General features: G+C 65.8%; 20 protein-coding genes and 1 pseudogene. 11 read left to right on the top strand and 10 right to left on the bottom strand.

Annotated elements, in window-relative coordinates:
* Window positions 1–82: 82 nt before the first annotated feature.
* The 4 genes from V9L20_RS00975 to V9L20_RS00960 all read left to right on the top strand — a co-directional run bounded on the left by V9L20_RS00975 (window position 83) and on the right by V9L20_RS00960 (window position 3264).
* Complete coding sequence (locus V9L20_RS00975) at window positions 83–1267, top strand: DesA family fatty acid desaturase (RefSeq protein ID WP_337295147.1); 1185 nt, start codon at window positions 83–85, stop codon at window positions 1265–1267.
* Window positions 1268–1292: 25 nt separating this feature from the next.
* Entirely contained in the window at window positions 1293–1874 is a 582-nt protein-coding gene (locus V9L20_RS00970; protein ID WP_258505522.1) for a hemerythrin domain-containing protein, read from the top strand.
* A gap of 51 nt (window positions 1875–1925) precedes the next feature.
* Window positions 1926–2348 (top strand): universal stress protein, encoded by a 423-nt coding sequence (locus V9L20_RS00965; protein ID WP_337295146.1) that lies wholly within the window; start codon window positions 1926–1928, stop codon window positions 2346–2348.
* 127 nt (window positions 2349–2475) lie between these two features.
* Window positions 2476–3264, top strand: coding sequence for a Crp/Fnr family transcriptional regulator (locus V9L20_RS00960; protein ID WP_258505525.1), 789 nt, complete (start codon window positions 2476–2478; stop codon window positions 3262–3264).
* Between the two features lie 57 nt (window positions 3265–3321).
* Here the strand turns inward: V9L20_RS00960 and V9L20_RS00955 are convergent, their stop codons facing one another.
* Window positions 3322–3597: a hypothetical protein gene (locus V9L20_RS00955; protein ID WP_258505526.1), complete on the bottom strand. Its 276-nt coding sequence runs from the start codon at window positions 3595–3597 to the stop codon at window positions 3322–3324.
* Between the two features lie 214 nt (window positions 3598–3811).
* On the opposite strand from V9L20_RS00955, the gene V9L20_RS00950 reads away from it, so the two are divergent.
* The gene (locus V9L20_RS00950; RefSeq protein ID WP_337295145.1) at window positions 3812–4951 is read left to right on the top strand and encodes a hypothetical protein; all 1140 of its coding nucleotides are present in this window, start codon (window positions 3812–3814) and stop codon (window positions 4949–4951) included.
* A 12-nt stretch (window positions 4952–4963) separates the two neighbouring features.
* On the opposite strand, the gene V9L20_RS00945 is transcribed toward V9L20_RS00950, so the two are convergent.
* The 5 genes from V9L20_RS00945 to V9L20_RS00925 all read right to left on the bottom strand — a co-directional run bounded on the left by V9L20_RS00945 (window position 4964) and on the right by V9L20_RS00925 (window position 8389).
* A complete protein-coding gene (locus tag V9L20_RS00945; RefSeq protein WP_337295144.1) occupies window positions 4964–5668 on the bottom strand; it encodes an SDR family oxidoreductase in 705 nt (234 codons plus the stop codon).
* A 37-nt stretch (window positions 5669–5705) separates the two neighbouring features.
* Window positions 5706–6707 (bottom strand): NADP-dependent oxidoreductase, encoded by a 1002-nt coding sequence (locus tag V9L20_RS00940; RefSeq protein WP_337295143.1) that lies wholly within the window; start codon window positions 6705–6707, stop codon window positions 5706–5708.
* 126 nt (window positions 6708–6833) lie between these two features.
* On the bottom strand, window positions 6834–7433 hold the full coding sequence (locus tag V9L20_RS00935; protein WP_337295142.1) for a TetR/AcrR family transcriptional regulator: 600 nt from the start codon (window positions 7431–7433) through the stop codon (window positions 6834–6836).
* Window positions 7434–7489: 56 nt separating this feature from the next.
* Window positions 7490–8047 carry a LysR family substrate-binding domain-containing protein gene (locus V9L20_RS00930; RefSeq protein WP_337295141.1) on the bottom strand — a complete coding sequence of 186 codons (558 nt, stop codon included), beginning with the start codon at window positions 8045–8047 and terminating at the stop codon, window positions 7490–7492.
* 3 nt (window positions 8048–8050) lie between these two features.
* On the bottom strand, window positions 8051–8389 hold the full coding sequence (locus V9L20_RS00925) for a LysR family transcriptional regulator (RefSeq protein ID WP_337295140.1): 339 nt from the start codon (window positions 8387–8389) through the stop codon (window positions 8051–8053).
* A 43-nt stretch (window positions 8390–8432) separates the two neighbouring features.
* Between V9L20_RS00925 and V9L20_RS00920 the strand changes: the two are divergent.
* The 5 genes and pseudogenes from V9L20_RS00920 to V9L20_RS00900 all read left to right on the top strand — a co-directional run bounded on the left by V9L20_RS00920 (window position 8433) and on the right by V9L20_RS00900 (window position 14367).
* A pseudogene (locus V9L20_RS00920) lies at window positions 8433–9911 on the top strand (amidase).
* A gap of 48 nt (window positions 9912–9959) precedes the next feature.
* Window positions 9960–10928 (top strand): Bug family tripartite tricarboxylate transporter substrate binding protein, encoded by a 969-nt coding sequence (locus tag V9L20_RS00915; RefSeq protein WP_337295139.1) that lies wholly within the window; start codon window positions 9960–9962, stop codon window positions 10926–10928.
* 5 nt (window positions 10929–10933) lie between these two features.
* The gene (locus V9L20_RS00910; RefSeq protein ID WP_337295138.1) at window positions 10934–12361 is read left to right on the top strand and encodes an MFS transporter; all 1428 of its coding nucleotides are present in this window, start codon (window positions 10934–10936) and stop codon (window positions 12359–12361) included.
* Between the two features lie 42 nt (window positions 12362–12403).
* Entirely contained in the window at window positions 12404–13480 is a 1077-nt protein-coding gene (locus V9L20_RS00905) for an RNA methyltransferase (RefSeq protein WP_337295137.1), read from the top strand.
* A 92-nt stretch (window positions 13481–13572) separates the two neighbouring features.
* Window positions 13573–14367, top strand: coding sequence for a DUF899 domain-containing protein (locus tag V9L20_RS00900; RefSeq protein WP_337295136.1), 795 nt, complete (start codon window positions 13573–13575; stop codon window positions 14365–14367).
* 30 nt (window positions 14368–14397) lie between these two features.
* Here V9L20_RS00900 and V9L20_RS00895 read toward each other — a convergent pair whose 3' ends face one another.
* Together V9L20_RS00895 and V9L20_RS00890 are read right to left on the bottom strand one after the other, a co-directional pair.
* Window positions 14398–14820 carry a DUF6766 family protein gene (locus tag V9L20_RS00895; RefSeq protein ID WP_258505531.1) on the bottom strand — a complete coding sequence of 141 codons (423 nt, stop codon included), beginning with the start codon at window positions 14818–14820 and terminating at the stop codon, window positions 14398–14400.
* On the bottom strand, window positions 14817–15260 hold the full coding sequence (locus V9L20_RS00890; RefSeq protein ID WP_258508342.1) for a low affinity iron permease family protein: 444 nt from the start codon (window positions 15258–15260) through the stop codon (window positions 14817–14819). The genes V9L20_RS00895 and V9L20_RS00890 overlap by 4 nt, the downstream gene beginning before the upstream one ends.
* Before the next feature lie 242 nt (window positions 15261–15502).
* Between V9L20_RS00890 and V9L20_RS00885 the strand changes: the two genes are divergently transcribed.
* Window positions 15503–15991, top strand: coding sequence for a DUF2231 domain-containing protein (locus V9L20_RS00885; RefSeq protein ID WP_337295135.1), 489 nt, complete (start codon window positions 15503–15505; stop codon window positions 15989–15991).
* A 5-nt stretch (window positions 15992–15996) separates the two neighbouring features.
* Here the strand turns inward: V9L20_RS00885 and V9L20_RS00880 are convergent, their stop codons facing one another.
* Window positions 15997–18561, bottom strand: coding sequence for an ATP-binding protein (locus tag V9L20_RS00880; RefSeq protein WP_337295134.1), 2565 nt, complete (start codon window positions 18559–18561; stop codon window positions 15997–15999).
* 138 nt (window positions 18562–18699) lie between these two features.
* Window positions 18700–18840: a hypothetical protein gene (locus tag V9L20_RS00875; RefSeq protein WP_337295133.1), complete on the bottom strand. Its 141-nt coding sequence runs from the start codon at window positions 18838–18840 to the stop codon at window positions 18700–18702.
* Window positions 18841–18955: the final 115 nt, after the last annotated feature.

The following is an 18955-nucleotide window of genomic DNA, read 5'->3' as shown; positions in this document are numbered from 1 at the left end:
GGGGCGCGCCTTTTGTTGACCTGTATCAAAGGCCCGCACGCCACCCGTTCGCAGAATTGCCGCATCTGTCCTAGAGGTGCCAATGCAATCCGTCTTGTTCTCCGGAGTTTTCGATCTTCCATGGTGGGGTGCCGTGCTGGTGGCGTTGGCGCTCACGCACGTCACCATTGCCTCGGTCACCATCTTCCTGCACCGTCACCAGGCCCATCGTGCGCTGGAGCTGCATCCGGTGGCCAGCCATTTCTTTCGCTTCTGGCTGTGGCTGACCACCGGCATGGTCACGAAGGAATGGGCCGCCGTGCATCGCAAGCACCATGCAAAGTGCGACACGCCCGAAGATCCGCACAGCCCCCAGGTGTTCGGGCTTTCCCGCGTGCTGTGGGGCGGCGTGTTCCTCTACATCCGCGAGAGCAACGTGGCGCAGACCATTGCACGCTACGGCCACGGCACGCCGGACGACTGGATCGAGCGCAAGCTGTATTCGCGCCACAAGATTCTCGGCATCGTTCTGATGGGCGTGCTGGACATGGCGCTCTTCGGCGTGGTGCCCGGCGGGCTGATCCTGCTCACGCAGATTGCCTGGATTCCGTTCTGGGCCGCGGGCGTGGTCAACGGCATCGGCCACTACTGGGGCTACCGCAACTGGCAGGCACCGGATTCCAGCACCAACATCTCGCCGATCGGCATCCTGATCGGCGGTGAGGAGCTGCACAACAACCACCATGCCTTTCCCAGCTCGGCGAAGCTGTCCAACAAGTGGTACGAGTTCGATGTGGGCTGGCTCTACATTCGCGTGCTGCAGGCGCTCGGCCTTGCCACCGTCAAGCACGTGGCGCCGACTGCACGGCTCGCCGCACCCAAGCCAACTGTCGACCTGGACACCGTGCAGGCAGTCATCCGCTGCCACTACGACGTGCTTTCGAGCTATGGCCACTCGTTGAAGCAGGCTTATGCCGAGGAGTTCGGCCGGCTGCGCCGCCTTTCTCCGCGCGAGGCGCGCTCGCTGCAAGCGGTGAAGCGCTGGCTGCCCAGGGACGAACGCATGCTCGACGAGTCGCGGCGCGCACGGGTTGCAACGGCTTTGCGCGGATCGCATGCGCTGGCCACGATGTACTCGATGCGCCGGGAACTGACCGCACTCTGGAGCCGTTCCGCTGCAACCGGCGAACAACTCGTCAAGCAGCTGCAGGACTGGTGCCATCGCGCGGAAGCCAGCGGCATTGCGCCGCTGGCCGAGTTCTCCAGGCGCCTTCGTTCCTACGCCTGAGCCGGGTGCCCCACAGGAGCCGTTCATGACCCACGCGACCATTCGCATCATTCGCCAGGAGCATGCGGCCCTTGCCGCAATGCTGCGCTCCATCACCATGCTGCTGGAGCAGCACCGCCGCAAGGGAACGCGGCCCGACTTCGCCGCCTTGCGGGCCATGCTGTTCTACGTGGACGAATTTCCCGAGAAGCGCCATCACCGCAAGGAGAGCGAGCTGCTGTTTCCCAAGCTGCGCGCCAGAACGCCGATCTCGCGCGAACTGATGGACCGGCTCGACAACGACCATGCCTGGGGCGAGCGAAAGGTGCGCAACGTCGAGCATGCGCTGCTGGCGTTCGAGATGCTGGGCGAGTCGCGCCGGGCTGCGTTCGAAACGGCCATGGCGCAGTACGTCGAGTTCTACCTGGATCACATGTCGGTGGAAGAGCGCGAGATTCTTCCGCTTGCCGAACGGGTGCTGACTGCCGACGACTGGCGCGAGCTCGACGAGGCCTTCGGCAGGAACCGCGATCCGCTCACCGGCTACCGGCCGGAGCGGGAATACGAGGCGCTTTTCACCCGCATCGTGAACATCGTGCCCGCGCCCATCGGCCTGGGGCCTGCATAGCGCGGCAGCAGACATCCGCTCCTCTTCAAGAAAAACCAACCAAGGAACATCATGAAAATTCTTCTCGCCGTGGACGGCAGCGAATACACCGCCCGCATGCTCGACTACATCGGCGCGCACAAGGAATGGGCCAACGCAGGCCATGCGTTCACCGTCTTCAACGCCGTGGTTCCGGTGCCGCACCGGGCCGCGGCATTCGCGGGGCCCGACCTCGTGCACACCTACTACGAGGACGAAGCCCGCGTCGTGCTGCAGCCGGTGCGCGCCGCGCTGGCCGCGCGCGGCATCGAGGCGGCCTTCGCACACAAGGTCGGCCATCCGGCGGAGGAGATCGCCGCTTTTGCGGAGCACGGCAAGTTCGACCTCCTGGTCATGGGTTCGCGCGGGGAGGGGGCGTTAACCAACCTCGTGCTGGGTTCCGTCGCCATGAAGGTGCTGGCCCGCTGCACGGTGCCTGTGCTGCTGGTGCGCTGATACACGCCGGACACAAACCATTCACGGAGCGTTACCCACCGACTCCTGCTGTTGTCACTGTGTTGCCGGACGCTTCATAGCATCCATCCATCGACCCGCGATGCACACAATAAACAGGAGCGTTCACATGTTCAACCCGTCCCAGACCCAGGCCGCCGTACCCGCAATGAGCGGCTTTCTTGCCGCAGGCGCATTGCCGAAGACCGGCGTGGCGGTCCACGAGCGGGCCAGCCACAAGTTGATGGAGACGCAAAAGCTGCTGAAGGAGCGCCTGGACCCGCAACGCCGCGTGGTGCATGCCGGCGACGTGGTCTACCAGGCCGGCGAGCGCTTCGGCAACCTCTACATCCTGAACTCGGGTTTCTTCAAGATCGTGAACCTGTCGGCCGACGGCCGCGAGCAGGTGGTGGGCTTGAAGTTTCGCGGCGACTGGCTGGGCTTCGACGGCATTGCCGGGGGCTGCTACTCGTGCGACGCGGTCGCCATGGACACCGGCGAGGTCTGGGTGGTGTCGTACGAGTCGCTGCTGGCCGCCGCCCTTGCCGAACCCGCCTTGCTGCAGGTGTTCCACACGGCAATGAGCCGCGAGATCGCGCATGACCGCGATTCGCTGATGTCCGTGTGCACGCTGCCCGCCGATGCGCGCGTGGCGGACTTCCTGCGCTACTGGGCGGAGTCGCTGGCCGAGCGCGGCATGCGCGCCGACCAGATCACGCTGCGCATGACGCGCGCCGAAATCGGCAACTACCTGGGCATGACGCTGGAAAGCGTGAGCCGCGCGCTCTCGCGGCTGGCGCGCGACAAGGTGATCGAGTTCGTTGAAAAAGGCCGCCGCGACGTGCAGATTCCCGATGTGGGCGCCTTGTCTGCCTTCGTGCAGCGCTGCCTTGCGCCGGCACCCGCCATGCTGCAGTGACCGTCAACTCCACGGCCTGTTCATACAGAGGGCCGATTCGCATGGGTGTTCGCGCAATCACATCAACCGCAATCCCCGGTTGAACTGCATCAAGGTCTTGATCGGCGCCGGCACATTGCCCATCTTCGCGATCTCGGCACGGCCATCTTCGGTGATGCGGATCACAGTGGCCATGCGCGACGATACGTAGGGCGAGGTCGGCTTGAGCGTCGTGATCTCGGCCTCTATCAAGCCTGTGGCCAAGAGCACCGAGACGTGCCGGATCTCTTCCGGATTGGCGACACGAACCGGTAGCTGCACATGCTGCAGCCTGTTCAAGAACGAAAGCGGCATTCGATTCTCCGATGCAGGTGTTGACCCTTTCGGGGGGAACACCTCGGGGGCAATCCATGTGCCCAGCCGCGCCCCCCGGTCGCGGTCTACTGGTTGTAGCATCTGCCCGGGTTATCACCTATGCGCCAAATGGCTACGGTCTGGTGGTAGTAGAAAGACTTACTGCATATATCGCTGCGAATCTTTCCGCCGCGATGTCTGGTACAAAAGGCCGATGACCGTTCCACTCGCGGTTTCCCTCGTCGATCTCCTCTTCGGACTGGCGCTCGGGCCCTCCGGCGGGGCAGCTCGCAACCGCTGCTCGCTCGAAGGCCTCGCCTGGAAAAAGTCCAGCGAGGAAGGCGTGCTCGAGGTCGCTATCCAGGAACTGGAAGCGACCGCGCTGCAGTTTGCGTCGGGGCCCTTTGTGCTCGACGTAGGCCGCATCGCCGCGCATGCAATCACAGGCGAGGTGCGCACCACCGAGGCCGGCGTGCTGAGCCTCTCCGCCGTCGAGGCAACCGAGGCCGAGCTCTCGGGGGTCAGGTTGCAGGGGCCCTTGGTCATGCCGCCGCAAATCCAGACGGCGTTGCATGCCCTGCAGGGCGCCGGCGGCGCGGCGCCCACTGCCGGTGGTGCCACCACGCCCCAGGCGGCGGCCGAAGCCTGGCGCTTAGGCCCGCTCGGGCAGGCCGAGGGCACGATTCGCGGGCGGATCACCGATGCGCACCTGCTGTTCGATGCCGATGTGACGGTGCCCATAGAGCATGGCCAGATCGACTTCAACGACGCGACAGTCGAGCACGTGGGCCCGGATTCGCGCATGGGCGTGAGCCGGCTCGGGCTCTATGTCGATGCGCCGAACGGGCGCAGCTACCTGTACCAGTTCGCTTCGGCGCCGCTTGCCGGCGTGGAGTTCGAGCGCCGCGGTGCCTTGCTGAGCCCGTGGGTTTCCGAGCGCGGCAAGCTGCACTTGCAGGCGTTTGCCGAGGCCATGCTGCGCCAGTGCATGGGCGGCCAGGGCCAGGGATTGACCGAACAGGCGCGCCTGCTGCTCGGCCGCACGGCGATCTCGGGCGAGGTGCAGCTCGGCGATGGGGTTCTTGCCGTGCCGGGTGCGCAGGCGCACATGGAGGGCCGCAGCGAGGGGCGCAACGCCGTCGGCATGCGCTCCGATGCGCTCGGCCAGGGCCTGACCGTCGAGATGGCTTCGCTCTCAGCGCGAGATGCGGCCGCGAAGTGGCGGGGAGCGCAGCTGGGCTGCGAGAGGATTACCGCGCGGCTCAAGCTGCAGCTCCTGATCGAAGGCGCGCAGATGCGCTTCGTGATCGAGATCGAGAACTGCAAGCTCGCAGGGCTGCGGCTCGATCTTTAGGGCCGGCCTGGCTCAGGCGGCCTGCGGAAGGTAGCTGGGCCGCGGCGCCGTCATGCCGCGCTTGACCTGCTGGGTGAGCTCGTCGGCCAGCACTTCGTCGTCGCCCGCTTCGAGCCCGTCGAGCGCACGCCTGACGATTTCTTCAGGGCTGGACTTGGGAACGTCGAACCCTTGTGTCATGCCGGTATCGACATAGGCCATGTGCAGCCCCAGCACCTGGGTCTGCTGCGCCGACAGTTCGCTGCGCAAGGCATTGGTGAGCGACCAGGCCGCCGACTTGCTGGCCGAATAGGCCGCCAGCTCGCCGCCGTTCACCCACGATGCAACCGACAGCACATTGAGCAGCGCGCCGCCGCCGTTGGCCTTGAGAACCGGCGCGAAGGCCTTGCTCATGCGCAGCACCGCGAAGAAGTTGGTCTCGAAGATGCGCCGCGCAACCTCTTCGCTGTCGGCTGCGAGAAAGCCGCCCACCTGGGCAATGCCCGCGTTGTTGATCACCAGCGTCACGTCGGACGCCAGCGCTGCGGCGGCCGCCACGTCTTGCGGGTTATTGACGTCCAGCCGCAGCGCCTGAACGCCCGACTGGGTCACAGCCACGGGGTCGCGTGCGCCGGCATACACCTTGTGCGCGCCGCGGGCGAGCAGCTCGCGTGCAAACACCAGGCCGATGCCGCGATTGGCGCTGGTGACAAGGGCGACGGAATTTTCGATCTTCATGGGAATCTCCAGGGTGGGGTGGGGGAACGAACGAAGTTCACTTGACCTTGATGACGACCTTGCCCTTGGCACGGCCTGCTTCGACATAGGCCAGGGCTTCATTGGTGGAGTCGAACGGGAACACGCGGTCCATCACAGGGCGGATGGCGCCAGCCTCGATCAGGCCGGTGATCTTGCGCAACTGGCTCCCGTTCGCCCTCATGAAGAGAAACGAGAAACCGACGCCGCGGCCCTTGGCCCTGCGCCGGATGCCCGCGCTCAGGAGCCGCATGACGAGCTTCACGAAGCCGGGCGCTCCGCTTTGCTTGCCGAACTCGGGGTCGGGCGGGCCGGAAATGGTGATGAGCTTTCCGCCGCGCTTGAGCACGTGGAGCGATTTTTCCAGCGTCTTGCCGTCCTGGCTGTTCAGCACCAGGTCGTAGTCCCGCAAGACATCCTCGAAGTCTTGCGACCGGTAGTCGACGACGACATCCGCGCCCAGGCTCTTGACGAGGGCCGCATTGGCCGCGCTCGTCGTCGTGGCGACTGTCGCGCCCAGGTGCTTGGCCAGCTGGATCGCAAAGGTGCCCACGCCGCCCGAGCCTGCCTGGATGAAGACCTTCTGACCCTTCATGAGCGAGGCTTTCTCGACCAGTGCCTGCCACGCCGTCAGCGCCACCAGCGGAATGGAGGCCGCTTCCTCCATCGTCAGGTTGTTGGGCTTGCGCGCGAGCGATGCCTCCTTGACCGGAACGAACTCGGCAAAGGTGCCGATACGGAAATCATCGACGCGCGCATACACCTCGTCGCCCGGCTTGAACTGCCGCACGCGCGCGCCGGCCTTCACGACCACGCCCGCCACGTCATGGCCCAGCACCAAGGGCACTCGGTAGGGCAGGATGAGCTTGAACTCGCCGTTTCGGATCTTGGCGTCCAGCAGGTTCACGCCGGCGGCATGAACCTCGACCAGGACCTCGTCGTCGCGCAGCTCCGGCGTTGGCATCTCCGCCGCTCGCAGCGGCCGCTTCTTGCCGTACCGGTCAAGAACAAAAGCTTTCATGGTCTTCCTTGTTTCCTGGCGGACCCAGGTTTGCGAACGGCGTCGATGCCGGGATATCCAACTTCATTTCGCATGATGTTCATCATATTTTTAGGCAAAGAAAACAGGCATCGTCTGGTGGTGGATTCAAGCAGCGCCGAGGTGCTTCAGTGCGGCTTCGCGCAGGCTGGCCGACAGTGCCGGCTCGTCGACCGCGCGCGCCAGGAGCAGCGTGCCCACCATGGTGGCGACCGTCACAAGGGCCCGCTCATGGGCACCGGGCTGCCCCCAGTCGGGCGACTGCCGGGCGACAAGATCGATCATCTCCTTGACGTGGCGAGTGGTGGCCCGGCGCACCTCCGGCGCCTGGCGCGGCGTTTCAGAACCCAGCGCGGCAAGGGGACAGCCGAGTTCGACCTGCGCCATGTGCTCAGGGGAGAGATAGGTGCGAAGCATCACCGCCAGCGCCTGCTCGGGCGGCGCACTGGCTGCCACGTTGACGGCCACCGCGGCCGACTCGGCACACGCACGGCTTGCCGCCTCAGCCAGCATGGCTTCGCGGGATTCGAAATGGGCATAGAAGGCGCCGTGGGTCAGCCCGGCTTCCTTCATGATGTCCGCGACGCCGGTTCCACCGTAGCCGCTGCGGCGGATGGCGCGCGCGGCCGCGGACACGATGCGCTCGTGCGAGGCTTCCTTGGCAGAGGTTCTGGTTCCGTGCTTTGCATTTCGCATGATGTTCATCATACATTGTTTGACAAAGATGCGTACGCCGACCTGTCGGGCAGCGAGGAATTGCGGGGCTAGGCCGCTTGCCGCAGGGATGCGCGCGCGCACGCCAGGAAGGGCTCGATCAGCGGGCTCTGCCAATCGCTGCGCCAACAGGCGGCAATGTCCATCTTTGCATCGGCGTTGCGCAAAGGCCTGAACACCACGCCGGGCGGCCGCCCGATGCGGGCGCATGCGGGCAGGATCGCCACCCCCTTGCCGGCAAGCACAAGCGCCAGGGCAGACACCATGGTTTCGACGCGCTGCGCGATCGGCATGCTGATGTCGTGCCGCCGGAGCATCGATGCGACAACGGACTTGTCGATGCCGCCCGGGGGAAGGGGCAGCCCGATGAGGGGCAGCGCCGAGAGCCGCTCCAGTGGAATGCTGGACATGCGGGCCAGGGGGGAATCCGCGCGCACGGCCAGCATCAAAGGCTGGGTGCCGATGCGCTCGACCGCAATTCCCGGCTGGGCGATGGGCGGAATGCAGATGGCCACGGACACCTCCGACTCGGTGACGGCCGAGACGTTGTTGACCGCGTTCAGCTCCACGTACTGGATTTCCACGTCCGGCAGCTTTGCCCGCAGCATGTTTTAGAGCCGGGGCAGCACCAGGTAGGAAAGCACGACCATGGTCCCCACAGTGAGCCGGCCCCTGCTGCCCGAGCCGATGGCGCGCGCCGCGTCGAAGCCTTCGTTGGCAAGGAGCAGCGCCTCTTTCGCCCGTTGGAAGAGGGCGTTGCCGGCGTCGGTAATTTCCATGCCGCGCGCGGCCCTGCGAAACAGGGGCGTGCCCACCGCCGCTTCCAGGTTCTTGATGTGAACCGACAGCGGCGGCTGGGCCATGTTGAGCCGGCGCGCCGCCTTGCCGACGCTGCGCTCCTCGGCAACGGCCACGAAGTAGCGGAGCGTTCTGAAGTCTGGTGCAGCCATACGCCGATCGTATGTGTTTTGCAGAAAACAGTATTGGACCGGGATGGTGCGGTGCGTCAATCATCTGCGCATGAAAGAGTTTCCGCACCTTCCGAAGTCCGAAATCTGCGGAATGTCCGCCGTGGCATTGCGCACCCTCGTCGCGCAGCGAAAGCTCTCGCCGGTGGAGATCGTCGAAGAGGTATTGCGCCGCGCCGATGCGGTGCAGCCGCACCTGAACTGCTTCATCACGCTGTGCCATGAGCAGGCGATGGCGCAAGCCAGGGAGGCGGAAAGCGCATTGATGCGGGGCGAGGCGTCGGGCCTGCTCCACGGTCTGCCGTTCACGGTGAAGGACATCGTCGACACCGCGGGCGTGAGGACCACCTACGGCTCCCTGCTGCACCGCGACCATGTTCCCACCCAGGACGCGCTCGCCGTCGCGCGCATGCACCAGGCGGGCGGCATTCTCATCGGCAAGACGACCACGTCGGAGTTCGGTGCCAAGTGCCTGACCGATGCGCCTCTTTTCGGAAGCACCCGCAACGCATGGGATGCCTCGCGCACGAGCGGCGGCTCCAGCGGGGGCGCCGCCGCATCCATGGCGGCGGGTGTGGCGCCGCTGGCCATTGCCACCGACGGCGGCGGCTCGACCCGCATTCCCGCGGCGTGCAACGGCGTGGTGGGCCTCAAGCAGAGCCTGGGCGTGGTGCCCCACAGCCAGGTACAGGACGCATTCGGCAACTACACCTACGTGACGCCCACCACACGCAATGTGGCCGACACCGCGCTCATGCTGCAGGCCATGACGGGCCCCCATGGCTCCGACCCGTGGTCGCTGGGCGTACCGGCGCAGCCTTACTTCGATGCGCTGCAGCCCGGCTGCGATCTTCGCGGCAAGCGGGTTCTCTACTGCGCGGCACCCGAGGGGCGGCCGATCTCCGCCGACGTCGCGGCCGCATTCGAGGGGGCTCTTTCAACACTGCGTTCGATGGGCGCCGAACTCGTGGAGATGCCGTGAGAGGGGTACGACGTGGAGCCGGTCTGGCGGGTGATCAACCACACCAGCTGGCGCGGCCGCTTCGCTCCGTTGGCCGAGGCGCACGCCGGCGAGCTGAGTCCGTCGCTGCTGCGGCAGCTCGCGCTCGCGGAGCATGTCGACGGGGTTGCGTTCCAGCAAGCCATGTTTGCCAGGACCGCGCTCTTTCGCAAGGTGCAGGCGCAGCTGGAGGCGAACGACTTCATCTTCACGCCAACCCTCTCGCGAACGGCCCTGCCGATCGGCCAAGACCTGTTCGATCCCATCGAGATCGATGGGCAAGCGTATGCCGAGGTGCGGCCGAACTGGTTCCCGTGGACGATGCCCTTCAACCTCACCGGCCACCCCGCCATCAGCCTGCCATGCGGCGCGGGCCACGACGGCCTGCCCATCGGCATGCAGCTCGTCGGCCGGTTTCGCGAGGACTTGCAGCTGCTGCAAGCCGCGGCATCTTTCGAAGCCGCGCACCGGCCCGCCAACGCGCTGCCCACGCTGGCCTTCTGAGTCTTCCGTCCCATCTGTTCGTCTTTCAATTCTGCAGGTACTCCCACCATGGCCTCGTTACTCAAGACACTTCTTCTCGGTGCGTCGATCGCCTTGACCGGCGCCGGCGCGCATGCCGACAACACGCCCGTGCGGCTGGTCATCGGCTTTCCGCCGGGCGGCGCGCTCGACAACCTGGCGCGCTCGCTGGCCGAGGACTTGCGCACGGCCTTGGGTGAGTCTGTTCTGGTGGAGAACCGGCCCGGCGCCTCGAGCCGGATTTCCATCGAAGCCGTCAAGGCCTCGCGGCCCGATGGCCGCACCATCCTGCTCGGCAGCACGCCGCCCTTCGTGCTTTTTCCGATGACCTATTCGCGGTTGAACTACGACGCCGAGAAGGATTTCATCCCCGTAGCGCACCTGGCGTACGTGCCCAGCGTCATTTCCGCGGGCGCGAACCAGTCGTTCAAGACCGTTCCCGAATACGTTGCGTGGCTCAAGAAGAATCCGGGCGGCGGCAGCGTGGGGTTGACGAACCTCGGAGGCGGGCTGCATTTCAGCGTGCTGCAGTTGTCCAAGGCCATCGGCGTGCCGCTCGCACCGGTTACCTACAGGGGCGGCGCGCCGCTTGCAACCGACATCGTCGGCGCTCACGTGCCGGTGGGCACCGATGCGCTGGCCAGCCAGCTCGAGCTCCACCGCGCGGGCAAGCTGCGGATACTGGGCGTTGCGGGAACCAAGCGCGTGAGCTGGCTGCCCGATGTTCCGACCATCAAGGAAGCGGGCTACGACGCGTTCGACCGCGCCAACGCCTCTTACGCCGCATTCGTGCCGGCCGGCACGCCCAAGGAGATGGTCGCAAAGCTGGAGGCCGCCTTCGTCGCCGCCATGCGCAAGCCGCAGGTGCGTGCGCAGGTCGATCGCATGGGCCTGGAGCCCACGGGGCTTTCCGGCGCGGAAACGAAGCGGATCATGGACGAGGACCGCGTGTACTGGCGTCCCATCGTCAAGGCGTCGGGGTTCAAGAGCGAAGACTGAGGGTGGTGGCCGACGATGCGGACAAGGCGGGCTGGCCGGTGCTCGCCGCCGCCAGTGCGGGCGCGTTGCTGTGCTTTCTCAATCTCAGCGCGCTCAATGTCGCGTTGCCCGCCGTGGCACGCAGCCTTCATGCATCGCCCACGCAGGCGAGCTGGATCCTGCTGTCCTACATGCTGGTCAGCACGGTCTGCATCCTGAGCTTCGGGCGGCTGGCCGACCTGTGGGGGCGGCGCCGGCTCTTTCTTGCCGGCCTCGCGCTTTTCGTGGCCGCCTGCGCGGCATGCGCCTTGGCACCTACGGCCGGATTCATGCTGGCAAGCCGCATCGGCCAGGCCGTGGGAGCGGCCGGCGTCATGGCCAATGCCAGCGCATTGGTGAGCGATGCGTTCGGCCGCCGCAAGATGGGCTTGGCGCTTGGCGTGCTTGCCATGGTTGCGGCCCTGGCGCAGGTCGTGGGCCCGTTGGCCGGGGGCTTCGTGGTGTCGTGGTGGGGGTGGTGCGTTCTTTTCATGCTCAACGTGCCTCTGGGGCTTTGCGTGCTGGCGTGGTCCTGGAAGGTGCTGCCGGCAAGCCCGGTGGTTCAGGCGGAGCGTTTCGACCTCGCGGGCGCGGCGCTTTCCTTCGCCGGCATCGGCTGCGTGATCTACGCGCTCTCGATGGCGGGACCCCACGGATGGACGAGCACGCCGGTGTGGGCCTTCATGCTCGCAGGCGCTGTGGCCGTCGTGCTTTTCTGGGGCGTGCAGGTGCGCGTGGCCAGCCCGTTGGTCGCCCCCTCGCTGTTCGCCGACCGGGGCCGGCGGACGGCCTACGCGGGCATCCTGCTTCTTTCGATGACGCAAGCCGCGCCCTTGCTGCTTGTGGCGCTGTATCTGCAGGCTTGCGCAGGCCTGGCTGCCTCGGAGGCGGGCCTGCGCATCGCACCGGTGGCGGTGGGCATGTTGATGGCCGCGCCGGCGGCGGGCATTCTGCTGCGGCGCTTCCGGGCGGAAACTCTTTGCGTGGGTGCCATGCTGCTTGCCGGATGCGCATTGGCATTCCTGGGCGCGCTGCTGCGGCCGGAAATGGGGGGCATGCAGTTGTCCATCGGCCTGTGGGCGCTCGGCCTGGGCATCGGCAGCTTCGTCACGCCGAACAACGCGTCGATCCTCCAGAGCGTGGCTCCGGTGCGCCGGGGCATTGCGAACGGTGTGCGGTCGACCTTGCAGAACACCGGCATCATGGTGGGAACCGCGCTTGCGCTGAGCGTGGCGCTGGCGGGGCTCTCCCCGGGTTCGCAGCGCACGATCCTGGGCAATGGTGGCGCGGCGCTTTCGACTGCGGACCTGGCCGCCTTTACGCGGGGTGCCAGCAGCGCGCTGTTCCTGCTGGCGGTGCTTTGCCTTGCGGGCGCGGTGCTGATCGCATACAGCCGCACACCGCACCCGGAGTGACCTCCGTGCACAATCGGCCGCATATCGACCCGCTCTCACTGAATGCGAATCCACGAATTGAAACAACGGCTGCGAGAAGCCGGCGCAGGCCCCAGCCACGAGCAGCGGATCTTGCGGCTCTGGTCGCACGCGCTGCCCCGCAACAGCGGCAGGCGCCTGCCTGGGAGCTTCTTTCCCTCTTCGCTGCTCGAAGCCCTGCCGTCTATTGAAGCCGAGCTTGCGGGGCTGGCGCGCATTCACACCGTGCACGCCGGCGCGGACGGTTCCGAGCGGCTGCTGGTCGCCCTGGCGGATGGCCAGACCGTGGAGAGCGTGCTCCTGCCTCGCGAAGGCCTGTGCGTGTCTTCGCAGGTCGGCTGCGCCGTGGGGTGCCAGTTCTGCATGACGGGCCGGGACGGCTTGCTGCGCCAAGTGGGGAGCGCCGAGATCATTGCCCAGGTTGCGCTCGCGCGCATGCGCCGGCCGGTGCGCAAGGTGGTGTTCATGGGCATGGGCGAACCGGCCCACAACCTGGACAACGTGCTGGAGGCGATCGAGCTGCTCGGCACGGTGGGCAACATCGGCCACAAGAACCTGGTGTTCTCCACCGTGGGCGATGCGCGCGTGTTCGAACGGCTGCCGCAAGAACGCGTGCGCCCCGCGCTGGCGCTCTCGCTGCACACCACCAAGGCCGGGCTGCGCAAGAAGCTCCTGCCGCGTGCACCCGGCATCACGCCCGAAGAACTGGTCGACGCAGGCGAGCGCTACGCCAGGGCCACCGGCTATCCGATTCAGTACCAATGGACGCTGCTCGAAGGCGTGAACGACGGACCGGATGAGGTCGAAGGCATCGTCAGGCTGCTGTCCGGCAAGTTCGGTGTGCTGAACATCATTCCCTTCAACGCAGTGGACGGCGTGGCCTTCAGCCGCCCGTCGTGGGAGCGCTGCAAGGAGATGGCACGCACGCTGCACCAGCGCGGCATCCTGACCAAGCTGCGCAACTCGGCCGGGCAAGACGTCGACGGCGGCTGCGGCCAGCTGAGGGCGCGCGTGGGCGAGGTGCCGGTGCGGTTCGAGCGGGCAAACCGCAATCCCGCCAATCTTGTTACTCCCGATCTGCGGCCCGCGGCGCCAAACTGATTCCTGGCCGCCGACGAGCGGTGAGCAAACAGCGGACGAATCGCGCTTCGGCCACGGGGCAGGGGAGTCCGCCAACCCAGGAGATTCGAGCAATGACTGCATCCACCAAGAACGGACAGAAAGACGCGCGTCCCGCCATGAACACGCCTCCCGTCGTGTCGCCCAAGGCGTGGCAAGCGGCCTACGAGCAACTGCTGGTCAAGGAAAAGGCGAACACCCGCGCGCGCGACGCCCTGGCCGCCGAGCGCCGGCGAATGCCATGGATGGCCGTGGAGAAGACCTATGCCTTCGAAGGGCCGGCGGGCAAGGCCAGCCTGGCAGACCTGTTCGAGGGGCGGCGCCAGTTGATCGTCTACCGCGCCTTCTTCGAGCCCGGCGTGTTCGGCTGGCCGGAGCACGCCTGCCGGGGCTGCTCGATGGTGGCCGACCAGGTGGCCCATGTGGCCCACCTCAATGCCCGCGACACCACGCTGGTGTTCGTCTCGCGCGCGCCCCAGCAAGAAATCGCGCGGCTCCAGGCGCGCATGGGCTGGGAGATACCGTGGTTCACGCTCACCGACAGCTTCGACGCCGACTTCGGCGTGGACGAATGGCACGGCACGAACGTGTTCTATCGCGACGGCGGCCGCGTGTTCCGAACCTACTTCCTCAACAACCGCGGCGACGAGCAGATGGGCAACACCTGGAACTACCTTGACATCACGCCGCTGGGCCGGCAGGAGGTGTGGGAAGACTCGCCCGCAGGCTATCCGCAGACGCCCACCTACAAGTGGTGGAGCTGGCATGACAGCTACGCCGCCGATGCCGCGTCCGACAAGAAATGGGCCGAGGTGTCGGCTGCCGGCGAGGCGGCGTTCCGGGAGCAGAGTGCGCGCGCCAAGCCTTGACGCGGCTTGAAGGGCTCGCCGTTCTCCGCGCTACTTCGACGAGCCCTGCTTGGCCATCCGCGTCCAGCGCTGGTCGGTGTGCCTGCCCGCGTATTCGTTGTCGATCTCGTCGATCAGGGCATCGGCGTTCTTCGGGTCCACCGCCGCCAGGATTGCATCGATCTTGGCCTCCATCCGGTCGTCGCCTTCCTTCGATTGCGGAGAGCCGACATACAGAAGAAACGCCAGCCCGCCGATCTGCCAGATGAGCTGCAGGAACTCTGACTGCCAGTTTTCCAGCGTGTCTCTCGACATCTGGATCAGGTAGCCCGACATCTCCGGCGGCGCACCGAAATTCTTCTGCTCGTCCACATAGGCAAACCAGCCGAAGACCCAGTGGCCGATCAGCGACAAGAGAAAGAAGCCGAGGGTGACCCACCCATAGCCGTACAGTTTCCAGATGGATTTCTTCATGTAGTGCTTTCCGCTCGGGTTGCTTTTTCAGAGGCGTCCTTGTGGGCGCGGCGCGCACGTTCACCGCGCGTCTTGTCCAGGGCCGCATGGCTCTTCTTCGCAGCGGCCTCGCACTTTTCATGCAGCACGGCCAGTTCCTTGTCGGTGAGCTTCTCGATGCCGATGAACTCGTCACCCGCGGCGGAGGAGCGAATCAGTTCGTCCAGCTTGGTCTGAAGCGCGACGCCATCGCGGTTTTGCGTGTTCTGGATCAGGAACACCATGAGGAACGTGATGATGGTGGTGCCCGTATTGATGGTCAGCTGCCAGTTTTCCGAAAATTGGAAGAAGGGACCCGAAACCGCCCAGGCAACGACCAGCGCAATGCAAAGCAGAAAGGCGAATGGACTGCCGGCTGCGCGCGCCGTGGCATTCGCGAAGGTTGCAAAGAACTTGTCCATGCGCAAAGGGTGCTGCATCGGCAGCGGCAGGGCGTCATCCATCGCCCATAAAACGGGGTTGAAAATTCCGCTTGAGCATGTGAGCGGCCAGCCATTTGCGGGGAGTGCTGCGCGGGCGCGTCCCGCGTGTTGCAGTAGGAAAGTACCGACCCGCGCTGGCGGCGGTTGCTGGCGCGGGCGGAAGGTGGTTGTGGCTCACATAACGGGCTCACATAGCGGCTTTCAGCCAATGGAGGTGACCCATGCACGCAAGAGCTCGTCTACTCGGCCATCCGGTACACCAGATGCTGGTGGTGTTTCCGCTCGGGCTGCTCGCCACGGCGGTGGTGTTCGACATCATCTATCTGATCGGAAACAGCCCGGTCATGGCCGCGGTGTCCTACTGGATGATCGCGGCAGGCCTTCTCGGCGGGCTTCTTGCCGCGCCTTTCGGAACCATCGACTGGCTGGGCATTCCGGCGGGCACGCGGGCCAAACGCATCGGCACGATGCACGGCGGCGGCAACGTGCTCGTGCTGCTGCTGTTCGCGCTGAGCTTTTTCCTGCGCGACAGGGACTACGCGCCGGGCTTGGCGCAAATGGTGTGGTCCTTTGCGGGTGCGGCCATCGCAATGGTCACCGCCTGGCTAGGCGGCGAGCTGGTGGACCGGCTGGGCATAGGCGTCGATGAAGACGCGAGCTTGAACGCTCCCAGCTCGCTGAACAAGCGGCATGTGGTGGCCGGCAAGTAAAGGCATCAAGCCGGGGTTCGCTCGGCCATATCGGCCGACAGCACGGCTTGCAGCACCTGGGCCTCTTCCACCGGTTTCACGAAGTGGCCATCCATGCCGGCACGCCTGCTCTTTTCGCGGTCTGCCGGTTGGCCGAACCCGGTCAGCGAAAAAATCTTGAGAGGCGCTGATTCACCCAGTTCTTTTCGCAGCAGCGCGGCCAGCTCGTAGCCGTCCATCACGGGCAAGCCGATGTCCAGAAAGGCGACCTCCGGCTTGAACGACGAGGCAAGCGCCAAGGCCGCGGCCGGGTCGTAGGCCACCCGCGCGTCGTGCCCGTGCTCCCGGAATATCGCGCCGAGCAGGTCCGCGGCATCCTGGTTGTCGTCGACGATCAACACCTTGCGGCGAAGCACGGTGCCTCTCGAAAGCGCAAGCGCCTCAGGCACGATGGCCTTCAACTGGTCGCTGGAGGGCAGCGGCAGGCGAACCGTGAATTTGCTGCCTTGCCCCGGCCCGGCACTGCGGGCTTCTACCGTGCCGTTGTGCGCGGCGACCAGGCTCTTGACCAGCGCCAAGCCCACGCCGAGGCCGCCTGCGGCGCGCTCGATGGTTTGCGCCCCCTGGTAGAACAGGTCGAAGACCTTGGGCAGCGCGTCTTCTTCGATGCCCCGCCCGTTGTCGGTCACGGAGATGACCACGTCTCCTTCTTCCTGCCGTGTTTCCAGATGAATGACGCCGCCCAACGGGGTGTAGCGCGCGGCATTGGTCAGCAGATTGCTGATCACCTGGGCCAGGCGCGTCGGGTCTCCATGCCAGAGCATCGCGCTGTCCGGATAGACGGCATTCAGCGTGTGCTGGCGCTGCTCCATCAGCACGCTCACCATTTCGACGGCCTTTGCAAGCACCGATGCCAGCTGAACCGTTTCTTCGCGCAGCGTCAACTTGCCCCGGGTCACGCGAGACACGTCCATCAGGTCGTCGACCAGCCGGATCAGGTGCTGAACCTGGCGGTGGATGGCGTCCTGCTCCTTCGAGGTCTTGAGGTCTCCGCGCCGCTTCATCAACTCGAGCGCAGTGACGATCGGCGCCAGCGGATTGCGAAGTTCGTGCCCGAGCACCGCAAGAAATTCGTCCTTCGCGCGGCTCGCGCGTTCGAGATCGCGCAGCAGCGCTTCGCGCTCGGCGCTCGCCCGCTCCTGCCCCCGCCGTGCGGCGACGAGGTCGGTCACGTCCACGGCAATCAGCATCAGCCCGTACAGGCGGTCGACCCGCTTCAGTGGCTGCACGCTGAGCTTGAAATAGCGTTCATCGAGGCGCCCGCTGCCGGCGCGCTCGACGAGGGTCAGGTGTTCTTCGGCCACGTAGGGGCGGCCCGATTCGAAGGCCTCGTCCAGGATGCGCAGCGTGTCGTCGCGTGCGCAAAGCTCGGGCAGTGCCTGCTCGTAGGTTTTTCCTTCAAGGTCGAACTTGCCCACCATCGACTTGTAGACATCGTTGGCCAGTTCGAACCGGTGTTCGGCGCCCACCAGCAATGCTGCGGCAACAGGCGCCTGGCGCAGCAGGTCGTTTCGTTCGCTCTCGGCTTCTTCGCGCGCCACACGCTCCGTAAGGTCGCGCGAAAAGCAGCGCGTGTAGCGAAGCACCCCGTTTTCGAATCGGCCGTTCGACTGGATGAGAACGTGCTTGATGGCGCCGTCCTTGCAGACGAGGCGGGCCGGGTAGTTGCGCAGCGTTTCCCCCGCGCTGAGCCGCTTGAGAATGTCCTGGATCACCGGCTGGTCGAGATGAAAACGCGTAATGTGCTGGCCGATGTATTCGTCGGCGCTGTAGCCCAGCAGCTCGAGCTCCGCCCGGTTGGCCCAGAGGATCGTGCCGTCGGCCGCCACCTGGTGCAGGCCTTCCGCGGCGTTCTCCGCGAAGTCGGCCAGGTCGCGCTCGCGCGCACGCGTGGATTCTTCCGCCTGGCGCCGGCGCAGCACTTCGTCGTCCAGCGACAGCACCTTTTGCTGGAGCACCGCGATCTCGGCGGGCGCCATGATGGCCGTGCCGCCGATGGGAATCACCCGGGAATGCGCCTGGCACACATGGCGGAATACTGCGGCGTGCGCCGTGCCCGGGAATACGGAGAGCGGATAGCCGCAGAAAAGCTCGAACTCGCGCCGGGTGGTAAGTCGGTTCCAGTAGCCCTCCAGCAAGAGCGCATCTTCATGCTTGCCGTCGGCGCAAAGCAGAGCGACCAGCTCGCCGTAGATGCGGAGCTTTCCGCGGCCTTGCAGGGTATCGAGCAGGCCTCCGACCAACTGGTTGAACAGGCGTTCGTCGGGCTTGCCGTTCAACACGATTTGCCCCAGCGCTTCCGCGGCGTCGACGAAAACGATGTTGTCGTCGGGGCCAACCCCGGACAGGCGCATGCGGAAATTGCGGCGATGCGCCTCGGTGGCAAGAATCAGGGCGCAACCGCCTTCAGCCAGGGCTTCGGCCAGAAAGTCGGCTGCCGACGCGATCAGGATCTTCTCGTCGTCGTAGAACTGCACCTGGTGGGCGCAAGATGGGCCGGTGTCGCTGGCAGGGAGAAGATGGGCGCTCATGCCGCACATTTTCAGGCCTGCTCGACTCATCGGCATACATCACAGGACACTGTCCGACACGCGCTTTACACGATAGGGCCCTCCGGCCCCCACCGAATGCCGGACGCGCGTGCGTCCGGCGCTTTCCAAATCAGCGGATCAGCAGTTGCCCTTCTTGGCCTGTCCTGGCGGGCATTGCTTTCCGTAGCCGCCACCACCACCGTGTCCCGGGCCGTCGGTGTAGACAGCGCAGCCGCCGAGCATTGCGGTTGCGAAGAGTGCAGCGAGTAGTTTCTTCATGGGGAGCCTTTCGAATTTTTGGAGTTCGAGCTTAGCTGTCTTGCCGTGCCTTCCAACGGTCGCCAGGGGTTTCTCCGTGTAGGACTTCACGACGCGGGGCTCCGATCGGATGCGG

Origin of the sequence: Variovorax sp. CCNWLW225, assembly GCF_037204045.1 — a bacterium.
GTDB lineage: Bacteria > Pseudomonadota > Gammaproteobacteria > Burkholderiales > Burkholderiaceae_C > Variovorax.
The sequence above is the reverse complement of the archived record's forward strand: the minus strand, read 5'-3'. Positions and strand labels throughout refer to the sequence as shown.

What these genes read in the sequence shown, in the direction of transcription:
- V9L20_RS00975 (WP_337295147.1), top strand. Translation starts at nt 83, where the DNA reads ATGCAATCCGTCTTGTTCTCCGGAGTTTTCGATCTTCCATGGTGGGGT.
- V9L20_RS00970 (WP_258505522.1), top strand. Translation starts at nt 1,293, where the DNA reads ATGACCCACGCGACCATTCGCATCATTCGCCAGGAGCATGCGGCCCTT.
- V9L20_RS00965 (WP_337295146.1), top strand. Translation starts at nt 1,926, where the DNA reads ATGAAAATTCTTCTCGCCGTGGACGGCAGCGAATACACCGCCCGCATG.
- V9L20_RS00960 (WP_258505525.1), top strand. Translation starts at nt 2,476, where the DNA reads ATGTTCAACCCGTCCCAGACCCAGGCCGCCGTACCCGCAATGAGCGGC.
- V9L20_RS00955 (WP_258505526.1), bottom strand. Translation starts at nt 3,597, where the DNA reads ATGCCGCTTTCGTTCTTGAACAGGCTGCAGCATGTGCAGCTACCGGTT.
- V9L20_RS00950 (WP_337295145.1), top strand. Translation starts at nt 3,812, where the DNA reads ATGACCGTTCCACTCGCGGTTTCCCTCGTCGATCTCCTCTTCGGACTG.
- V9L20_RS00945 (WP_337295144.1), bottom strand. Translation starts at nt 5,668, where the DNA reads ATGAAGATCGAAAATTCCGTCGCCCTTGTCACCAGCGCCAATCGCGGC.
- V9L20_RS00940 (WP_337295143.1), bottom strand. Translation starts at nt 6,707, where the DNA reads ATGAAAGCTTTTGTTCTTGACCGGTACGGCAAGAAGCGGCCGCTGCGA.
- V9L20_RS00935 (WP_337295142.1), bottom strand. Translation starts at nt 7,433, where the DNA reads ATGATGAACATCATGCGAAATGCAAAGCACGGAACCAGAACCTCTGCC.
- V9L20_RS00930 (WP_337295141.1), bottom strand. Translation starts at nt 8,047, where the DNA reads ATGCTGCGGGCAAAGCTGCCGGACGTGGAAATCCAGTACGTGGAGCTG.
- V9L20_RS00925 (WP_337295140.1), bottom strand. Translation starts at nt 8,389, where the DNA reads ATGGCTGCACCAGACTTCAGAACGCTCCGCTACTTCGTGGCCGTTGCC.
- V9L20_RS00915 (WP_337295139.1), top strand. Translation starts at nt 9,960, where the DNA reads ATGGCCTCGTTACTCAAGACACTTCTTCTCGGTGCGTCGATCGCCTTG.
- V9L20_RS00905 (WP_337295137.1), top strand. Translation starts at nt 12,404, where the DNA reads ATGCGAATCCACGAATTGAAACAACGGCTGCGAGAAGCCGGCGCAGGC.
- V9L20_RS00900 (WP_337295136.1), top strand. Translation starts at nt 13,573, where the DNA reads ATGACTGCATCCACCAAGAACGGACAGAAAGACGCGCGTCCCGCCATG.
- V9L20_RS00895 (WP_258505531.1), bottom strand. Translation starts at nt 14,820, where the DNA reads ATGAAGAAATCCATCTGGAAACTGTACGGCTATGGGTGGGTCACCCTC.
- V9L20_RS00890 (WP_258508342.1), bottom strand. Translation starts at nt 15,260, where the DNA reads ATGGACAAGTTCTTTGCAACCTTCGCGAATGCCACGGCGCGCGCAGCC.
- V9L20_RS00885 (WP_337295135.1), top strand. Translation starts at nt 15,503, where the DNA reads ATGCACGCAAGAGCTCGTCTACTCGGCCATCCGGTACACCAGATGCTG.
- V9L20_RS00880 (WP_337295134.1), bottom strand. Translation starts at nt 18,561, where the DNA reads ATGAGCGCCCATCTTCTCCCTGCCAGCGACACCGGCCCATCTTGCGCC.
- V9L20_RS00875 (WP_337295133.1), bottom strand. Translation starts at nt 18,840, where the DNA reads ATGAAGAAACTACTCGCTGCACTCTTCGCAACCGCAATGCTCGGCGGC.